Annotated in this window: 17 protein-coding genes; 8 read left to right on the plus strand and 9 right to left on the minus strand. The window is 62.6% G+C overall.

Annotation, left to right across the window (positions count from 1 at the left end):
* Positions 1-62 precede the first annotated feature (62 nt).
* The gene (gene tam / locus AF337_RS26660; RefSeq protein WP_049734487.1) at positions 63-833 is read left to right on the plus strand and encodes a trans-aconitate 2-methyltransferase; all 771 of its coding nucleotides are present in this window, start codon (positions 63-65) and stop codon (positions 831-833) included.
* A 302-nt stretch (positions 834-1135) separates the two neighbouring features.
* Positions 1136-2653, plus strand: coding sequence for a glucose-6-phosphate dehydrogenase (gene zwf / locus AF337_RS26665; protein ID WP_049734585.1), 1518 nt, complete (start codon positions 1136-1138; stop codon positions 2651-2653).
* 12 nt (positions 2654-2665) lie between these two features.
* Here zwf and AF337_RS26670 read toward each other — a convergent pair whose 3' ends face one another.
* Together AF337_RS26670 and AF337_RS26675 are read right to left on the minus strand one after the other, a co-directional pair.
* Positions 2666-2980 carry a hypothetical protein gene (locus AF337_RS26670; protein WP_049734488.1) on the minus strand — a complete coding sequence of 105 codons (315 nt, stop codon included), beginning with the start codon at positions 2978-2980 and terminating at the stop codon, positions 2666-2668.
* Positions 2981-3127: 147 nt separating this feature from the next.
* A complete protein-coding gene (locus AF337_RS26675) occupies positions 3128-3523 on the minus strand; it encodes a hypothetical protein (RefSeq protein WP_049734489.1) in 396 nt (131 codons plus the stop codon).
* A gap of 199 nt (positions 3524-3722) precedes the next feature.
* Here AF337_RS26675 and AF337_RS26680 point away from each other — a divergent pair, with 199 nt between their 5' ends.
* From AF337_RS26680 to AF337_RS26695, 4 genes are all read left to right on the plus strand, one after another.
* Positions 3723-5288, plus strand: a complete 1566-nt coding sequence (locus AF337_RS26680) for a helicase HerA-like C-terminal domain-containing protein (RefSeq protein ID WP_049734490.1) — start codon at positions 3723-3725, stop codon at positions 5286-5288.
* 354 nt (positions 5289-5642) lie between these two features.
* Complete coding sequence (locus AF337_RS26685; protein ID WP_049734491.1) at positions 5643-7235, plus strand: ABC-F family ATP-binding cassette domain-containing protein; 1593 nt, start codon at positions 5643-5645, stop codon at positions 7233-7235.
* 460 nt (positions 7236-7695) lie between these two features.
* Positions 7696-8298 carry a hypothetical protein gene (locus AF337_RS26690; RefSeq protein ID WP_128146184.1) on the plus strand — a complete coding sequence of 201 codons (603 nt, stop codon included), beginning with the start codon at positions 7696-7698 and terminating at the stop codon, positions 8296-8298.
* 563 nt (positions 8299-8861) lie between these two features.
* Positions 8862-10382 (plus strand): ABC-F family ATP-binding cassette domain-containing protein, encoded by a 1521-nt coding sequence (locus AF337_RS26695; RefSeq protein WP_049734493.1) that lies wholly within the window; start codon positions 8862-8864, stop codon positions 10380-10382.
* Between the two features lie 198 nt (positions 10383-10580).
* On the opposite strand, the gene AF337_RS26700 is transcribed toward AF337_RS26695, so the two are convergent.
* Genes AF337_RS26700 through AF337_RS26710 form a run of 3 tightly spaced genes read right to left on the minus strand, consistent with a single transcriptional unit; the run spans position 10581 to position 12642 of the window.
* Positions 10581-11360: a VOC family protein gene (locus tag AF337_RS26700; protein WP_049734586.1), complete on the minus strand. Its 780-nt coding sequence runs from the start codon at positions 11358-11360 to the stop codon at positions 10581-10583.
* Between the two features lie 52 nt (positions 11361-11412).
* Positions 11413-11877, minus strand: coding sequence for a DUF1579 domain-containing protein (locus AF337_RS26705; protein ID WP_049734494.1), 465 nt, complete (start codon positions 11875-11877; stop codon positions 11413-11415).
* 36 nt (positions 11878-11913) lie between these two features.
* The gene (locus tag AF337_RS26710) at positions 11914-12642 is read right to left on the minus strand and encodes a DUF899 domain-containing protein (RefSeq protein WP_049734495.1); all 729 of its coding nucleotides are present in this window, start codon (positions 12640-12642) and stop codon (positions 11914-11916) included.
* Positions 12643-12728: 86 nt separating this feature from the next.
* On the opposite strand from AF337_RS26710, the gene AF337_RS26715 reads away from it, so the two are divergent.
* Positions 12729-13250, plus strand: coding sequence for a MarR family winged helix-turn-helix transcriptional regulator (locus AF337_RS26715; RefSeq protein WP_049734496.1), 522 nt, complete (start codon positions 12729-12731; stop codon positions 13248-13250).
* 272 nt (positions 13251-13522) lie between these two features.
* Here the strand turns inward: AF337_RS26715 and AF337_RS26720 are convergent, their stop codons facing one another.
* Positions 13523-13945: an organic hydroperoxide resistance protein gene (locus tag AF337_RS26720; protein ID WP_049734497.1), complete on the minus strand. Its 423-nt coding sequence runs from the start codon at positions 13943-13945 to the stop codon at positions 13523-13525.
* Positions 13946-14165: 220 nt separating this feature from the next.
* On the opposite strand from AF337_RS26720, the gene AF337_RS26725 reads away from it, so the two are divergent.
* On the plus strand, positions 14166-14654 hold the full coding sequence (locus AF337_RS26725) for a MarR family winged helix-turn-helix transcriptional regulator (protein WP_049734498.1): 489 nt from the start codon (positions 14166-14168) through the stop codon (positions 14652-14654).
* Between the two features lie 43 nt (positions 14655-14697).
* Here AF337_RS26725 and AF337_RS26730 read toward each other — a convergent pair whose 3' ends face one another.
* The 3 genes from AF337_RS26730 to AF337_RS26740 all read right to left on the minus strand — a co-directional run bounded on the left by AF337_RS26730 (position 14698) and on the right by AF337_RS26740 (position 15631).
* Positions 14698-14931, minus strand: coding sequence for a hypothetical protein (locus AF337_RS26730; RefSeq protein ID WP_003580252.1), 234 nt, complete (start codon positions 14929-14931; stop codon positions 14698-14700).
* 122 nt (positions 14932-15053) lie between these two features.
* Positions 15054-15290 carry a 30S ribosomal protein S21 gene (gene rpsU / locus AF337_RS26735; protein WP_003569533.1) on the minus strand — a complete coding sequence of 79 codons (237 nt, stop codon included), beginning with the start codon at positions 15288-15290 and terminating at the stop codon, positions 15054-15056.
* Between the two features lie 56 nt (positions 15291-15346).
* Positions 15347-15631 (minus strand): hypothetical protein, encoded by a 285-nt coding sequence (locus AF337_RS26740; protein ID WP_049734499.1) that lies wholly within the window; start codon positions 15629-15631, stop codon positions 15347-15349.
* Positions 15632-15719: the final 88 nt, after the last annotated feature.

Genomic DNA, 15719 nt, shown 5'->3' on the forward strand with positions numbered 1-15719 from the left:
AACGTCGACAAGATCCGTATTCGCCAAAGGGAAGACGTGGCCCGACACCAGGAGGTACCGCCATGGCATGGTCCGCCACCCAATATGTGAAATTCGAGGACGAACGCACACGACCGGCACGCGACCTTCTGGCGCAAGTGCCGCTGCAGAGCATCCGCCGCGCCGTCGATCTCGGCTGCGGGCCGGGCAATTCGACCGAACTCATCATCGAGCGTTATGGTGCCGAGGGCGTCTCGGGCCTCGACAGCGATCTCAACATGCTGGAGGCAGCCCGCAAGCGGCTTCCGGGCACCGCCTTCGCCGAGGCCGATCTCGGCAGCTGGAAGCCGACCGAGCCCACGGACCTGCTCTTTGCCAATGCCGTCTTCCAGTGGCTGCCCGATCATCTCGATATTTTCGACCGGCTGATGGACGGGCTTTCCCCAGGCGGGGCGCTGGCGGTGCAGATGCCCGACAATCTTGGCGAACCCACTCATCTCCTGATGGAGGAGACGGCGAATAACGGCCCCTGGAAGAGCGCCTTCGAGGGAAAGAGCGTACGCCGCAAGGGTTTGCCTGCGCCGTCCGCCTACTACTCCAGACTGATTGGCAAAGCCTCGCGCGTCGATATCTGGCACACCATCTACAATCACCCGATGGCGGATGCGGCAGCGATCGTCGAATGGGTGAAGGGCACTGGGCTGATGCCTTATCTCGCCCGGGCCGGTGAGGAGTATCGCGAGGCCTTTCTGGCGGATTATCTTGCACGGGTGGAAAAGGCTTATCCGAAGATGTCGGACGGGCGGGTGCTGCTGCGGTTTCCGCGGATTTTCATGGTGGCGGTGAAGAGGTAGGCGGGCGCTGATCAGTGCTCCGGTTTAGGCCGATCCAAGACCCCTCCCCAACCACTCCCCACAAAGGGGAGGGACTAACATGCTGCAATGCTTCACATAATTTCCATCGCAGCAATTCGTAGAAGGGTAGCAGCCAGCGCAGCTTAGCCCCTCCCCCTTGTGGGGAGGGGTTGGGGAGGGGTCTTGGGCAGGCGGATGAGGGGCAGGCCCCGCAAGCTGTCAAATGCCTGTTATCCCTCGCTCTCATATGTTGCGGCGAAACCGGCGCGCATTATAGTCGGCCGGAAAAGGAGATGACACATATGGACGCTACCCCTACCCCGCCGGTCACCCTCGTCATCTTCGGCGCCACCGGCGACCTGACGCGCCGGCTGCTGGTGCCGGCGATCATCAATCTGACGCGCGGCCGCCTCGTCGGTGACGATCTCCACATTCTCGGCATCGGCATCGAGCCGGGCGATGACGAATTCCTGCGCAAGCGGCTCGACGAATTCCTAAAGCATCTGAGCGGTGAGGAGCAGACGCAACAGGACGAGGTCTGGGAGAGCCTGCGCCGGCGCATTTCCTATATGGCCGGGGATTTCACCAAGGACGATATCTTCCTCGAGATCGGCAAACGGCTGGGGCCGGATGCCAACGCCGCCTTCTATCTCGCCGTGCCGCCGTCCTTCTTCGGCTCGATCGTCGAGAAACTCGCCGCCCATGGCCTGACCGATGAAAAGGACGGCACCTTCCGCCGCGTCGCCATCGAGAAGCCGTTCGGCACCGATCTCGCCTCGGCGCGGGCGCTCAATGCGCAGATTCTCGCCCAGATCGGCGAAAGCCAAGTCTACCGGCTCGATCATTTCCTCGGCAAGGAGACGGTGCAGAACCTGATGACGGCGCGTTTTGCCAATATGATCATCGAGTCGCTGTGGAACAGCCGCTATATCGACCATGTGCAGATCACCGCCGCCGAGATCGTCGATGTCGGCGGCCGCGGCAAATTCTACGATGCGACAGGCGCGCTGCGCGACATGGTGCCGAACCATCTGTTCCAGCTGCTGGCGATGATTGCCATGGAACCGCCGAACAGTTTCGATGCCGAAGCGATCCGCAACGAGAAGAGCAAGGTGCTGAAGGCATTGCGCATCTATACGCCCGAAGAGGCGAAGACGCATGGCGTGCGCGGCGCCTATGGCGCAGGCCCGCTCAACGGCGCCGACCTTCCGGCCTATCGCGACAGCAAGGACGTTTCGCCCGACAGCCGGACCGAGACCTATGTGGCGCTGAAGCTTTATGCCGATACCTGGCGCTGGGCGGGCGTGCCCTTCTACTTGAGGACCGGCAAGGCGCTGACGGCGCGCGACACCGAAATCGTCATCACCTTCCAGCCGGTGCCCTTCGCGCAGTTCCGCGAGACCGAGGTCAATCGCCGCCTGCCGCCGAACCGGCTGGTGATCCAGGTGCAGCCGGACGAGGGCATGAGCATGGAAATCTCGATCAAGTCGCCGGGGCTTTCGGTCGATACCACGCCGGTTTCACTCGATTTCCGCTATGCCGACAAATTCGATATCGGCAAGACCACCGGTTATGAATCGCTGCTCTACGATCTCTTCATCGGCGACCAGACGCTGTTCCAGCGCGCCGACGGCATCGAGGCCGGCTGGGCGGCGGTGCAGCCCTTCCTCGATATCTGGGCGAAGGACCCGAGCACACCCGACGCTTACACGCCGGGCAGCATGGGACCGGACTGCGCCGATCACCTCATCGAGCGCGACGGGCGGCAATGGCACGAACTTGGCGTCCTGCTGCATCGCAACGGCAAGGACGGCAAATAGAACGCTCCTGTGTTATCGATCGCGGCAGGCCGCGCTGACGGAGGCGCCGCTATTGCCGCCTTCGGTGGCAAGCGCGCCACGGGCCTTGCGCGGCGGGCAGCGCGCCCAATCGACCCGTCCGTTCGGGGCGCCGTTGTCGACGCTGCCGGTTTCGATCGAGTCGAGCGGAATGACCAGCCCGCTTTGGGTCTCGGCGCCTGGTGCTGTGCCAAGCGGCGGCGTGCCGTCGATCCGGCCGCTGGCGTCCATGCCCATATTCGACTGGGCAAGAACCGGGGCGGAGAGGCTGAGGAGAGCGATCGTCGTTGCTGCAATAAACCTGCGCATGATCCTATTCCTTCTGGTGTCGGCGATGCGACAGAAACAGACGATATGCGTTCATTGTTCCCCATAGAGCGGGCGCAGATGATCAAAGTTTGGCGAGCAGTATAGAGCCCCGCAGCGACGCCGCGAGGCTCCTTTCGACTCTGTGTATCAGACGAACTGGCTGAGCCCCGGCACCGAAGCCACGACTTCGTCGACGACCTCTTCGCCGGCATATTGCTTGGCGATGGCGATGGTTTCCTTGGCGAGCGAGGTGATCTCGCCCATGCCGAGGCCTTCAGCCATCAGCTGCTGGCCGAGGCCCATGATGCCGCCGCCGCCGAGCGCGCTCATCAGCCCGCCGAGCAGACCGCCACCGCCGCCGGCACTTTCGCCGTTGAACTGGGCGACGAGATCGGCGCCGCCGGGGATTGCCTCGATCATCCGGGCGACCGGGCCGTCGGCCGCCTCGCGCTGCAGAAAGCCGAGCATCATGCCGAGCGCCTTTTCGGCCAGATCAGGCGCGATACCCACACGATCGGCGATCTGGGTCACAATTTCATTCATCGTCAGCCTCCTGCTATTTTTTGACGTTAACGTCAGCGTTAATCGAGATTCGAGCGCAACTCAATGTCCGGTTTTGCTTTCGATGCAAACAGTTGTCCGCATCCGCCTGCCTGCTTATAACAGAGAAACGATGGTTCGATGAAGGCGGCGCAAGCCAGTCTTCCGACAAAGAGCGGCAGCGCCGAAGGGAGAATTGCGGATGATCGAGGATGGCAAGATTTTCATCGGCGCGAGCCGCAATCCCGACGACAGCATCAACAAGCCTGAGTATCTCGACCTCAAATTCGGCAACCGCCACGGCCTAGTCACCGGCGCCACCGGCACCGGCAAGACGGTGACGCTGCAGGTGCTGGCCGAAGGCTTCTCCCGGGCCGGCGTGCCGGTCTTTGCCGCCGACATCAAGGGCGACCTTTCCGGCATCGCCGCCAGGGGCGAGGCCAAGGATTTCCTCACCAAGCGGGCCGAGCAGATCGGCTTCACCGATTATGAATTCGACCAGTTCCCGGTGATTTTCTGGGATCTGTTCGGTGAGAAGGGTCACCGGGTGCGCACTACCGTCGCCGAGATGGGGCCGCTGCTGCTCGCCCGGCTGATGGATGCCTCCGAACCGCAGGAAGGCGTCATCAACATCGCCTTCAAGATCGCCGACCAGGCCGGGCTGCCGCTGCTCGACCTCAAGGATTTCACCTCGCTGCTCAATTATATGGGCGAGAACGCCACCCAACTTTCCACCCAGTACGGGCTGATCTCCAAGGCCTCGGTCGGCTCGATCCAGCGGGCGCTGCTCGTTCTCGAACAGCAGGGCGCGGAACATTTCTTCGGCGAGCCGGCCCTGAAGATCTCCGACATCATGCGCACCAGCAATAATGGCTACGGTCAGATCTCGGTGCTTGCCGCCGACAAGCTGATGATGAACCCGCGCCTTTACGCCACTTTCCTGCTCTGGCTGCTCTCGGAACTGTTCGAGGAACTGCCGGAGGTCGGCGACCCTGAAAAACCGAAGCTCGTCTTCTTCTTCGACGAAGCGCATCTGCTGTTCAACGACGCGCCGAAGGTGCTGACGGAACGTGTCGAGCAAGTGGTACGGCTGATCCGCTCCAAGGGTGTCGGCGTCTATTTCGTGACGCAGAACCCGCTCGACGTGCCGGAAACGGTGCTCGCCCAGCTCGGCAATCGGGCGCAGCACGCGCTGCGCGCCTATTCGCCGCGCGAGCAGAAGGCGGTGAGGACGGCGGCCGATACCTTCCGCCCGAACCCGGCCTTCGATTGCGCCACCGTCATCACCAATCTCGGCACCGGCGAGGCCCTGGTCTCGACGCTGGAGGCCAAGGGGGCGCCATCGATCGTCGAGCGCACGCTGATCCGCCCGCCCTCCGGCCGCGTCGGCCCGCTGACGGATGGTGAACGCCAGCAGATCATGGACCGGAGCCCGGTGCTCGGCGTCTATGACGAGGACATCGACCGCGAATCCGCCTTCGAGATCCTGGCGACGCGCGCCAAGAAGGCGGCGAATGCCGACGCCGCCAAGCGGGCACAGGAGGAAGCGGCCGAGCAGCAGCCGGACAGCACATCCGGCTGGAGCCTGCCGGGCTTCGGCGGCAGCAATGACGACAACCAGCAGGGTCGCGGCCAATCGCGCGGCCGCTCTTCCGGCTACCAGCGCGAAACGGTGGTGGAGGCAGCGATGAAGAGCGTGGCGCGCACGGTGGCAACCCAGGTCGGCCGGGCGCTGGTGCGCGGGATCCTGGGGAGCTTGAAGCGGTAGTTATTCGCAGGCGGCGCGCTGTAAGCCCCTCATCCGCCTGCCGGCACTTCTCCCCGCTTGCGGGGCGAAGGAGGCTTGCCGCGACTCTCCGTACTCACCAGCGCCTCGCAGGGCACGTCCCCTCGCCCCGTTTACGGGGGTCCGAAGGACGGGTCGAGACAAGCGGCTCGACCCCGGCAGGGTTAGGGTGAGGGGCGGCTTTCTGGAAGAAAGCGTGATTGTTCCCTGCCTTGAATCACCTGCTTTCCTCCCCTAAATTACCCGCCATCGACCATTTCAACAGGATGTGTGCCGCAATGGATTTCAACCCGATCGCAATGCCAGTTCGCCTTGCCAACGGGGAAATCCACATCCATGCCTGCATCCATCACTCTCTCGCAAATTTCATGGGCCACGCCTGACGGACGGCCGCTTTTTTCCGATCTCGACCTGAGTTTCGGGACTGACCGCACTGGCCTCGTCGGGCGCAACGGCGTCGGCAAGACGACGCTGCTCAAGCTCGTCTCCGGCGGCATCCGGCCGCAGTCGGGGACGCTGTCCGTCAGCGGCAGCCTTGGCATCCTGCGCCAGAACGTGCAGGTGGCACCCGATGAAACCGTCGCCGATCTGTTCGGCGCGACCGATGCGCTCGCCGTCCTTCAGCGGGCCGAAACCGGCACGGCAACGGCCGACGAACTTTTATCCGCGGACTGGACGCTGGAGGCGCGCATGGCCGCTGCGCTTGATCGCACGGGGCTCAACGCAGAGCCGCAGACGCCGCTTGCCGCGCTCTCCGGCGGGCAGCGGACCCGGGCCGGGCTTGCCGCGTTGGTTTTCACCGAACCGGATTTTCTGCTGCTCGACGAACCGACGAACAATCTCGACCGCGACGGCCGCGAGGCGGTGATCGCACTGATATCGGGCTGGCGGGCCGGCGCGGTCATCGTCAGCCATGACCGGGAATTGCTCGAAAGCATGGATGCGATCGTCGAGCTGACCTCACTCGGCGCCACCCGCTATGGCGGCAACTGGAGCCATTACCGCGAGCGCAGGGCACTGGAACTTGCGGCCGCCCAACACGATCTCGCCGATGCCGAAAAGCGCATTTCCGAGGTAGCACGGAAGGCGCAGGCGACTGTGGAGCGTCAGGCGCACAGGGACAGCACTGGGCGCAAGATAGCCGCCAAGGGCGGCATCCCCCGCATCATGCTCGGCGGCATGAAGGAGCGGAGCGAAACGACCGGCGGCGACAACGCCCGTCTTGCCGAACGCCGGCGCTCGGCGGCACAGGAAGACGCAAAGGCGGCGCGCGAGAAGATCGAGGTCCTCCAGCCCTTGTCGGTGCTCCTGCCACGGACCGGGCTCGCCACCAATAAGACCGTGCTGAAGATGGAAGGCGTTGCAGTCGGCTATCGGCCGGGTGACCCGGTCATCCGCGATCTCTCCTTCGAGGTGAAAGGGCCGGAACGCATTGCCGTCACCGGGCCGAACGGCTCTGGCAAGACGACGCTGCTTTCGCTTCTCACCGGCGAACTCAAGCCCTGGGCCGGCACCGTCGCCGTGATGACCGGCTTTGCGATGCTCGATCAGAAGGTCAGCCTTCTCGATCCCTCAGCCTCGATCCGCGACAATTTCCGCCGGATCAACCCGCAGGCCGATGAAAACACCTGCCGGGCCGCCCTCGCCCGCTTCATGTTCAGGGCCGACGCGGCGCTGCAGGTTGTCTCGACGTTGAGCGGCGGACAATTGCTGCGCGCCGGCCTTGCCTGCGTTCTCGGCTCCGCACCGCCGCCGCTGCTGATCCTCGACGAGCCGACCAACCATCTCGACATAGATTCGATATCAGCGGTCGAGGCCGGGCTGCGTGCCTATGACGGCGCACTGCTGGTCGTCAGTCATGATGAGACGTTTCTCGAGAGCATCGGGATAGGGCGGCGGCTGGAGTTGGCTGGCGGTGTCGGTGGGTGATTTCAGAGGAAGCAGCAATGCCTCCGCCAGTGGCACCTGTCCATTCCCACCCGCCTTGGGGAGAGCGCGGCATCCTCCAACCTCCCCTCACGCTACGAAGCCCGGGAGGGCGTAGCCTCGAGTAAATGACGGTATCGATGGAAGGCTGCCTCGTATTGGCAGGGACGTGGTGCGCGACGTTCCATGCAAGCTTCAGCGCGCCCGGACTGCGGAAACCCTGTCACCACTTGCTTCCGCCAGATCGGCCAGCCTTCGCAGATCAGCGATGATGCTCTGACGGCTGCCCCGGGGTATTTTGCCTTTCGGCCTGCCATCAAGTCTTCGCTCAATCTCGATTGCTTCATTAGCCCGTTTCGCCATGAAAAGGCTTCATGTCCCCAGTTCGAAAGCGATGCCATACTTGCAAGATATAACGAATTCAACCTATGACAGCTACTGCGGCGACTTGGAGGAGAAGGGCATGACTATGGACGAGGCGATCGGGCATCGTGAGGCGCAAAGGTGGAGCCTTTGGAGAAGCGCCAATATTGGCGTTGGTCTCAGCGCTGCCATCTTGTTACTTCAGGCCGTGAACGGTCGAGGCTTTGAACTAGCAAACTACGCCCACACTCGGAGTGCGGAAACGATTAGCGCTTTAGGTGGGCAGGTTCTCGCCGCGCCATTATTATTTGTGGTGATTGCAGCCATACGAAACGTTTTCAAAAGGGAGCAAGCTAAGTCGAACGCAAGTGCCATCCGGGGGGCAGTCACGTTCGCGGCGCTCTTTGTCACAATTTTCGTCGGCCTTTTTGCCTACGGAGAGTTTGTGTTCTCTCGCGACGAAGCAATCGGTGGCGAAGCTCGAAAATCATTCATCGCCGACGCCCAGTTTGCTTGCGTTCGAAAGCAGGCCTCACTCAACCAAGCTATTACCCAGCAGCAAATCCAAACCTATTGCACCTGTTTCGCCGAAAAGATGGCCGACATCACGACGTACAAACAATTGGGTACTGAACTGGCTGCCAAAGCCCTTGCGGACCTGCAGCAAAAGGTTGGAGCAATAAGTAACCTTTGCCGTCAATGACTTCTGAACGGCGCATCGACGTTTCTCGAGAGCATCGGGAGCCTCCGCCAGCGGCACCTTTCCATTCCCCTACCTTTCGGGAGCGCGGCACCCTCCCTCATCCTGAGGCGCGTAGGCCAAAGGCCGGAGCCTCGAAGGACACGCTCCAGCGCTGCTCCTTGCGTCCAACCACCAGTGCACCCGCCTCGTCCTTCGAGGCCCCTGCGGGGCACCTCAGGATGAGGCTCTCTTGGGCGCCGGGCAACGGCGCCTCCCTTGCCTCCTACTCCAGGCAATGGTATTTCAATCCTGCAACCCTTTCGAGAAAGGAGGATCACGCCATGCAGTATTATTTCCGGTTTAATCGCCAGCGTGGTCCCGTCGACGCCCTGCAAATGCGTTTGCAGGGCTGACCCAGAGACCGTTTCCCGACATCTCTTCCTGGTCTGCCCTTCGTGGCCAATGCGGCGCCGTAACCTATGGTTGGCTCCCGCATTCCTGTAAACTTCCCGGGCCCGATAGGCGCAATTCCGTGATGGCTGAACGCCCCGGATCGCGTCCCCGGTCAAGACCAGAGAACGATCATGACCCTCATCAATATCCGCAATCTCGGCGTAACGCTGGGCAATCCGCTGTTTTCAAAACTCAATCTCGTCGTCAATTCAGGCGACCGCATCGGCCTCGTCGCCGCCAACGGACAAGGGAAATCGACGCTGCTTGCCTGCATCACCGGCGCGCTGGAGCCGAGCGCGGGTGAGATCACCAAGGCGCGCGGACTGACCGTCGGCCATGTCGCCCAGAATGTGCCGGCCGCCCTTTTCGACACGCTGTTCTACGATGCAGTGCTGCAGGCGTTGCCGGTCGATCAGGCCGAAAGCGAAAGCTGGCGCGTCGACGTGGTGCTGGAATCGCTCGAGGTGCCGGAGGTCATGCGTCGGCGGCCGCTGAAGCAGTTGAGCGGCGGATGGCAGCGGCTTGCCATGCTTGCCCGCAGCTGGGTCAGCGAACCCGACGTGCTGCTGCTCGACGAACCGACCAACCATCTCGACCTCGAAAAGATCGCCCAGCTGGAGGGTTGGCTGAACGCGCTGCCGCGCGACGTGCCGGTCATCCTCTCCAGCCATGACCGCGCCTTCCTCGATGCGACGACCAACCGGACGCTGTTCCTGCGGCCAGAGCAATCGCCGGTCTTCGCCCTGCCCTATAGCAGGGCGCGCGCCGCCCTCGACGAGGCCGACGCCTCCGAAGCCCGGCGCTACGAGCGCGACATGAAGGCGGCGGAGCAATTGCGCAAGCAGGCGGCCAAGCTCAACAATATCGGCATCAATTCCGGCAGCGATCTGCTCGTCGTCAAGACGAAACAGCTGAAGCAGCGGGCGGAGAAACTGGAGGATGCGGCAAAACCGGCGCATCTGGAACGCACTGCCGGCGCCATCCGGCTTTCCAACCGCGGCACCCATGCCAAGGTGCTGGTGACGCTGGAGGATGCGGCGGTGACGACGCCGGATGGCACGCTGCTCGTCAAGACCGGCCGGCAGTTCATCTGCCAGGGGGACCGGATCGTGCTTCTCGGTCTCAACGGCACCGGCAAATCGCGGCTGGTCTTGATGCTGAAGCAGGCGATCGAAAGACCGGAGACCGCTCGGGATGGCATCAAGACGACGCCGTCGCTGGTTCTCGGCTATGGCGATCAGGCGCTTGCCGACCTTGCCGATACCGACACGCCGATCGGCACGATCATCCGCCGCTTCGATGTCGGCGATCAGCGGGCGCGCGCGCTGCTGGCCGGGGCCGGCATGACGATCGACATGCAGGCAAAACCGATCGGCCAGCTTTCCGGCGGCCAGAAGGCGCGGCTCGGCATGCTGGTGCTCAGGCTGACGGAGCCGAATTTTTATCTGCTCGACGAGCCGACCAATCACCTCGACATCGACGGACAGGAAGCACTCGAAAGCGAGCTGATGGCGCAGGAGGCGAGTTGCCTGCTGGTTTCGCACGACCGCAGTTTCGTGCGGGCGGTGGGCAACCGGTTCTGGCTAATCGAGAAGAAGCGGCTGGTGGAAGTCGACAGCCCGGAAGGGTTCTTTGCTTCGGTGGCGGGGTGACGGGTGGTGAGGGGGTGCCGTGCAGCCCCCTCATCCGCCATCGCGGCCCGCAACAAATCTCCTTCGGCCCCAAACGGAGGGGACGTGCTCTACGCGAGGTAAATGGGAACCGAGAGGTCCTGGCATATCCCCTTCTCCCCGTTTTACGGGGAGAAGGTGCCGGCAGGCGGATGAGGGGCCACGGTTGAAGTCAACTGTCTACCGCTTCGGCGCCACCAGGCAGAAGAAGGCGCCTTGCGGGTCCGTCGCCTGGATGATCCAGCTGCCGCCGGGGACTTCCATCGGGCCGTTGACGACCTTGCCGCCGCCTGAGGTGACGCGTTCGATCGCGGCATCAAGCGCCGGCACGATGAAATAATAGCACCAGAAGGGCATCGGCATGTTGTCCGGCTTGGTCATCATGCCGCCGATCTGCTTGCCGTTGCGGGCGAAGAGGTAGTAGACGCCCATCGGGCCCATGTCCATTTCACTGTCCTTCGTCCAGCCGAACAGCTTGGAATAGAAGGCGACGGCGTCTTTGCCATTGCCGGCATAGAGTTCATGCCAGCCGATATTGCCTGAAGCATCGGGGGCCAGTTCCGGCCAGGCTTTGTCCATCGGCGCCGGCGTCATTATGCAGAGCACCGCGCCATGCGGATCGGCAACGACGGCAAAGCGGCCGACGCCCGGGATGTCGTCCGGCGGACGGCGGACCGATCCGCCATTGGCGGCGAAATCCTTGGCCGCCTGGTCGACGTCGTCGACATCCACATAACCCGTCCAGTTCGGCGGGATGCCGGTGCCCTCGAGTTCGGCCGGAAATTCCATCAAGCCGGCGACGCCGATGCCGTTCGCCTCGAAGATCGTATAGGGCGGCATGCCCTCTACTTTCATTTCGGAAGTCGTCCAGCCGACGACAGAGCTGTAGAATGTCACGGCAGCCGATGTGTCGGGGGTCATCAGTTCGCACCAGATAAACTTTCCATGCGTCTCAGACATCATACTCTCCCTTTGGAGGCGCCGCTTTTCCGATATTTGCGCGCCGTGACTGTCAGATCTTGCGGGTGTAGCGCGCTTCCATGAACTGCTTCCATGAGCCGTCGGCCTGCTTGACACTGGAGATAAAGGTGCGGTGATCGGCGTCGACGAAGGCAATCTGCTCGCGGTAATCGGCAAGCCCTTCGCTATTAAAGTCGGGCCCTGTGGTATAGAGATCCAGAATGTTGCCCGAAGCGTCGAGCTCGCCCTCGTAGACCCACATGTAGTCCATCATGCTGCCGATCCAGCTGCCGACATATTTGCCTTTGGCGGCGTTGTAGCCAAGCGTCAGGATGCTGGTGCCTTGTTTGCCATCCGGCATGCGGCCCGTGCCTTCGGCAACCCACCAGATGCCGTGCAGCGAGCGGACGGTTTCGGTCCAGGGCTCGTCGCCGGACATTTCCGGTGCGGTGACGGTCCATTCGCCGATCAGCCTTTCCAGGAAGGAATGTTCCTTCAGCGCTTCTGCGGTCTTCATCGTCCTTCTCTCCCTTGCGTGATGTTGGCTTTAACTTCAGTGACAGCAGGATGGCGTCTTGGCGGTCTCCTCATATTCGTCGTGGCGACGCACGAAATTCATCGTGCCGTCCTCGTTGCGGCCCTTCGGGGCACGGTCGAGGATCATCAGGGTGCCGATCAGTTCCTCCGGCCCACGGGCATAACTCGAATAGGTATGGAAGACCTCGCCCTTGTCATTGCGGTAGAAAGCGCTCAGCCCCGGCAGTTCGTCATGGGCCTCGGCCGGCTCGATAGCAGTGAAATTGTAGAGGACCTTGTCTTTGGCAAGGTCATCGGGGCTGAAAGAGACGTGATAATCGAAATTGAATTCGCTGCCGAAGGACGAGACCCAGGGGAATTTCCAGCCCATGCGGCTTTTGTAGGCGGCGATCTTGTCAAGCGGGGCGCGCGAGACGGCGACCCAGGTGACGTCGTGATGGTTGAGATGCGGCAGGGCGCCGTCCACGTGATCGCACAGGAAGGAGCAGCCGGGACAGCCGGCATCCCAATCCGGGCCGAGCATGAAATGGTAGATCAGCAGCTGGCTGCGGCCATCGAAGAGATCGGCGAGCGACTTCCTGCCCTCGGGCGTGTCGAAAACATAATCCTTGTCGACCCTCACCCAGGGCAGCGCCAGGCGGGCGGCATTGACGCTGTCGCGCAGCCGCGTCGCCTCTTTTTCCTTCAAGAGCAGGGCACGGCGGGCCTCAAGCCATTGTTCACGGGACACAACCTCATTCTGCATGGGATGCGCCCTCCTCCGGCGCTGCCGGCGAGCCGGCACATCTCCTTCTCCTTGACTAAATACATTGATATCAATAGAAATGAGGCATGTCAAATTCGGTTGAAATTCCTTTCTCTACAACGCTGCTGGTGCGCGATACCTGCCTCTGCCTGCATGCGCAGCGGGCGGCACGGGCGCTCGCCCGGCTGTTCGACGACGCGTTGCGGCCGGCCGGGCTGACCAACGGGCAGTTTTCGCTGATGATGTCGCTGAACCGGCCGGAGCCGCCGCCGATGGGGCCGGTCGCCTCTCTGCTCGCCATGGACCAGACGACACTGACGGCGGCGCTGAAGCCGCTGCAGCGCAAAGGCTGGGTGATGGTGATGGAAAATCCGAAGGACCGACGCCGCCGGCTGCTTGTTCTCACCGGCGAAGGCAAGGCGGTGCTCGCAAGAGCGCTGCCGATCTGGAAAGAGACGCATGCGATGCTTGACGGCAGGTTGCCGGATGGCGGTTCGGCGCGGCTGCGGCAGGAGTTGCTGGCGGTGTCCGGGATGGCGGTCGAGACGCCGAAATCGGCTGCATCGCTGCGCCGGCCGCGCCACAGCGGACGGGCGATGGGCGAGTAGGACAAGCCGAACATCGCCGTGGATCTTCGAGAAATCGCGTCGTTCACGCCATGCAACCAGAGTGGGCATGTGGGTCCTCGGGTCAAGCCCGAGCACGACGGAGATTGAGGAGCACGATTGGCTGGAGGCGAGAGGCCTCCCCTTGCTCCGTCGTCCTCGGGCTTGACCCGAGGACCCATGCGACGAGCACTACGTTGATATCAGCAACAGAAAAGCGACGGCCCCGGCCGAAGCCGAAAGCCATCGCCCGCATTTCACTGGACGCGCCCGGATCAGGCGACCGTGACCGGAACTTCGGTCGAGGTGCGCATGGCGTGGCTGTAAGGGCAGACGATGTGGGCAGCGGCGGCGAGCTTCTCGGCGGTTTCACGGTCGAGGCCGGGGATGTCGACCGTCAGGGCCACTTCGATGCCGAAGCCGGTGCCATCCTCGCGCGGGCCGATGCCGACCTTGGCGGAGACCGTCGTTTCCTCTGGAATCTTGACCTTCTGCTGGCCCGCGACAAATTTCAGGGCACCGAGGAAGCAGGCGGAGTAGCCGGCAGCGAAGAGCTGCTCAGGATTGGTGCCGGTTGCGCCGTCGCCGCCGAGTTCCTTCGGAACGGCCAGGGTCACGTCCAGAACGCCGTTTTCGGAAACGGCGCGGCCGGCGCGGCCGCCGGTGGCAGAGGCTTTGGTCGTATAGAGAATAGGCATGACGATCTCCTTTGGTTGACCCTTCGATCGGGTTGGATTTTTATTATCGCACAATTAAATTGTACGCAAGTGAATTTTGCAAATTGCATTTCGACAAGGAAAAGAAGACAATCACGGCCTTAAGAGCAGGATGATTTTAGGCCGGCTCGGCCTACGTTAAAGAGTGAGAGCATGATGTCATCCGAAAATCGCTCACACTTTTCGGCATCATGCTCTGGGGATGATGGATATGAAAGCGCAGACGATAAAAACGATGGAGATACCGCAGGAGGAGAAACGGCTGGAAAAGCAGTTGTGCTTCGCGGTCTACGCGACGGCGCACGCCTTCACCCGCGCCTATAAGCCGATCCTGGACAGGGTGGGTCTCACCTATCCGCAATATCTGGTGATGCTGGTGCTGTGGGAACGCGGCGAACTGCCGGTGAAGACGATCGGCGAACAGCTCGATCTCGATTCCGGCACGCTGTCGCCGCTGTTGAAACGGCTGGAGCAGAGCGGGCTGATCAAGCGCCTGCGCGACCTGCGCGACGAACGGCAGGTGATCGTGTCGCTGACCCCGAAGGGCGAGGCGATGAAAGGGGAGATCGATACGATCATGACGGCGATCGGCCAAGCTGCCGGCTGCACCCTCGAGGAACTGGCAGCGATGCGCGACATGCTGCATCGGCTGCGGGGCAATCTCGGCCGGGCCGCCACGAGCGGCGACTGACCGCATCCGCCGGGCCAGCCCAAAACGGGTGTGCGCCCGAGGATCAGGGCCGCTTCACAGCCGCCTTGGCCGGCGACCGGCGTTTCTTGGCAGGCGCCGCTTCAGGTGCTGCCTCGGCCTCCTGCTGCAGACGCAGGGCCTTCAGCTTTTCCGTCTTCTTGTCACGGGCCGATGCCTCGGCCGCGATGATGGCGCGCGCCGTGTGATCGGTCGCTTCCGCCTTGTCGCGCGACGAAAGCTTGGCGGGATTGAAGAATTCTCCCTTGGTGGCGGTCATGTGCCCCTTTCTCAGGTGATGACGGCTGATTTAGCCATGGCCCCGTGGCCGAAACCATGGTTCCACGGCTGTTCACGGCGGGGGCCGTGATTCCACGTTGGCCGCGATTCCGCGGCCGGGGATCAGCGGGCGCGGAGAACCTTCTTCGGTGCCGGCAGCAGGCCTTCGCGCTGCAGCTTCTTGCGGGCAAGCTTGCGCTGGCGGCGAATGGCCTCGGCCTTTTCGCGGGCGCGCTTCTCGGACGGCTTTTCAAAAGCGCTGCGCGCCTTCATTTCCCGGAAAAGGCCTTCCCGCTGCATCTTCTTCTTGAGCACGCGGAGCGCCTGATCGACGTTGTTATCCCTGACGAGAACCTGCAAAACGATATCCTTCCTGTCGGCGGCCAAGCCGCGCTGTGATAGTGAAAACGGCTGGACTACTTGCCCGTCCGGATGCTCGAAAACTTCAGCCAAGGCTCGGCGCCGTCGGATTTGGCCACCGCCTCGGGGGAAAGCCTGGAGGGCGATTCCCCGGTATCGATGTCGGCCTCGGTGATGCGGCGCTCGAAATTCTCCGCATCGAACCGGACGCGATATTGCACATGCCCGTGGTCGTTGGGCAGGATGCTGGCGATCCGGCAGCGCTTATCGGCTTTCGCCGTGCGGGTGAGACCCGATTTCAGCACGATCATATCGCCGATTTGATAGTTTGGTCTGCCCATTTCAGGGTCCCTTCAACTCTTCGGCTGCTCAACCGGTCAATCAGAACGACCGGGAGCCGTTCCGATGACCAGCGATCAAAGCAAAAAG

Origin of the sequence: Rhizobium ecuadorense, from assembly GCF_001187535.1 — a bacterium.
Taxonomy (GTDB): domain Bacteria; phylum Pseudomonadota; class Alphaproteobacteria; order Rhizobiales; family Rhizobiaceae; genus Rhizobium; species Rhizobium ecuadorense.

Excerpts from the sequence above, each read along its gene's own strand:
- AF337_RS26685 (WP_049734491.1), top strand. The coding sequence starts at position 5,643 with ATGCCTGCATCCATCACTCTCTCGCAAATTTCATGGGCCACGCCTGAC.
- AF337_RS26675 (WP_049734489.1), bottom strand. The coding sequence starts at position 3,523 with ATGAATGAAATTGTGACCCAGATCGCCGATCGTGTGGGTATCGCGCCT.
- AF337_RS26695 (WP_049734493.1), top strand. The coding sequence starts at position 8,862 with ATGACCCTCATCAATATCCGCAATCTCGGCGTAACGCTGGGCAATCCG.
- AF337_RS26740 (WP_049734499.1), bottom strand. The coding sequence starts at position 15,631 with ATGGGCAGACCAAACTATCAAATCGGCGATATGATCGTGCTGAAATCG.
- AF337_RS26705 (WP_049734494.1), bottom strand. The coding sequence starts at position 11,877 with ATGAAGACCGCAGAAGCGCTGAAGGAACATTCCTTCCTGGAAAGGCTG.
- AF337_RS26710 (WP_049734495.1), bottom strand. The coding sequence starts at position 12,642 with ATGCAGAATGAGGTTGTGTCCCGTGAACAATGGCTTGAGGCCCGCCGT.
- zwf (WP_049734585.1), top strand. The coding sequence starts at position 1,136 with ATGGACGCTACCCCTACCCCGCCGGTCACCCTCGTCATCTTCGGCGCC.
- AF337_RS26680 (WP_049734490.1), top strand. The coding sequence starts at position 3,723 with ATGATCGAGGATGGCAAGATTTTCATCGGCGCGAGCCGCAATCCCGAC.
- AF337_RS26720 (WP_049734497.1), bottom strand. The coding sequence starts at position 13,945 with ATGCCTATTCTCTATACGACCAAAGCCTCTGCCACCGGCGGCCGCGCC.
- AF337_RS26700 (WP_049734586.1), bottom strand. The coding sequence starts at position 11,360 with ATGTCTGAGACGCATGGAAAGTTTATCTGGTGCGAACTGATGACCCCC.
- AF337_RS26730 (WP_003580252.1), bottom strand. The coding sequence starts at position 14,931 with ATGACCGCCACCAAGGGAGAATTCTTCAATCCCGCCAAGCTTTCGTCG.
- AF337_RS26725 (WP_049734498.1), top strand. The coding sequence starts at position 14,166 with ATGATGGATATGAAAGCGCAGACGATAAAAACGATGGAGATACCGCAG.
- AF337_RS26670 (WP_049734488.1), bottom strand. The coding sequence starts at position 2,980 with ATGCGCAGGTTTATTGCAGCAACGACGATCGCTCTCCTCAGCCTCTCC.
- AF337_RS26690 (WP_128146184.1), top strand. The coding sequence starts at position 7,696 with ATGACTATGGACGAGGCGATCGGGCATCGTGAGGCGCAAAGGTGGAGC.
- AF337_RS26715 (WP_049734496.1), top strand. The coding sequence starts at position 12,729 with ATGTCAAATTCGGTTGAAATTCCTTTCTCTACAACGCTGCTGGTGCGC.
- tam (WP_049734487.1), top strand. The coding sequence starts at position 63 with ATGGCATGGTCCGCCACCCAATATGTGAAATTCGAGGACGAACGCACA.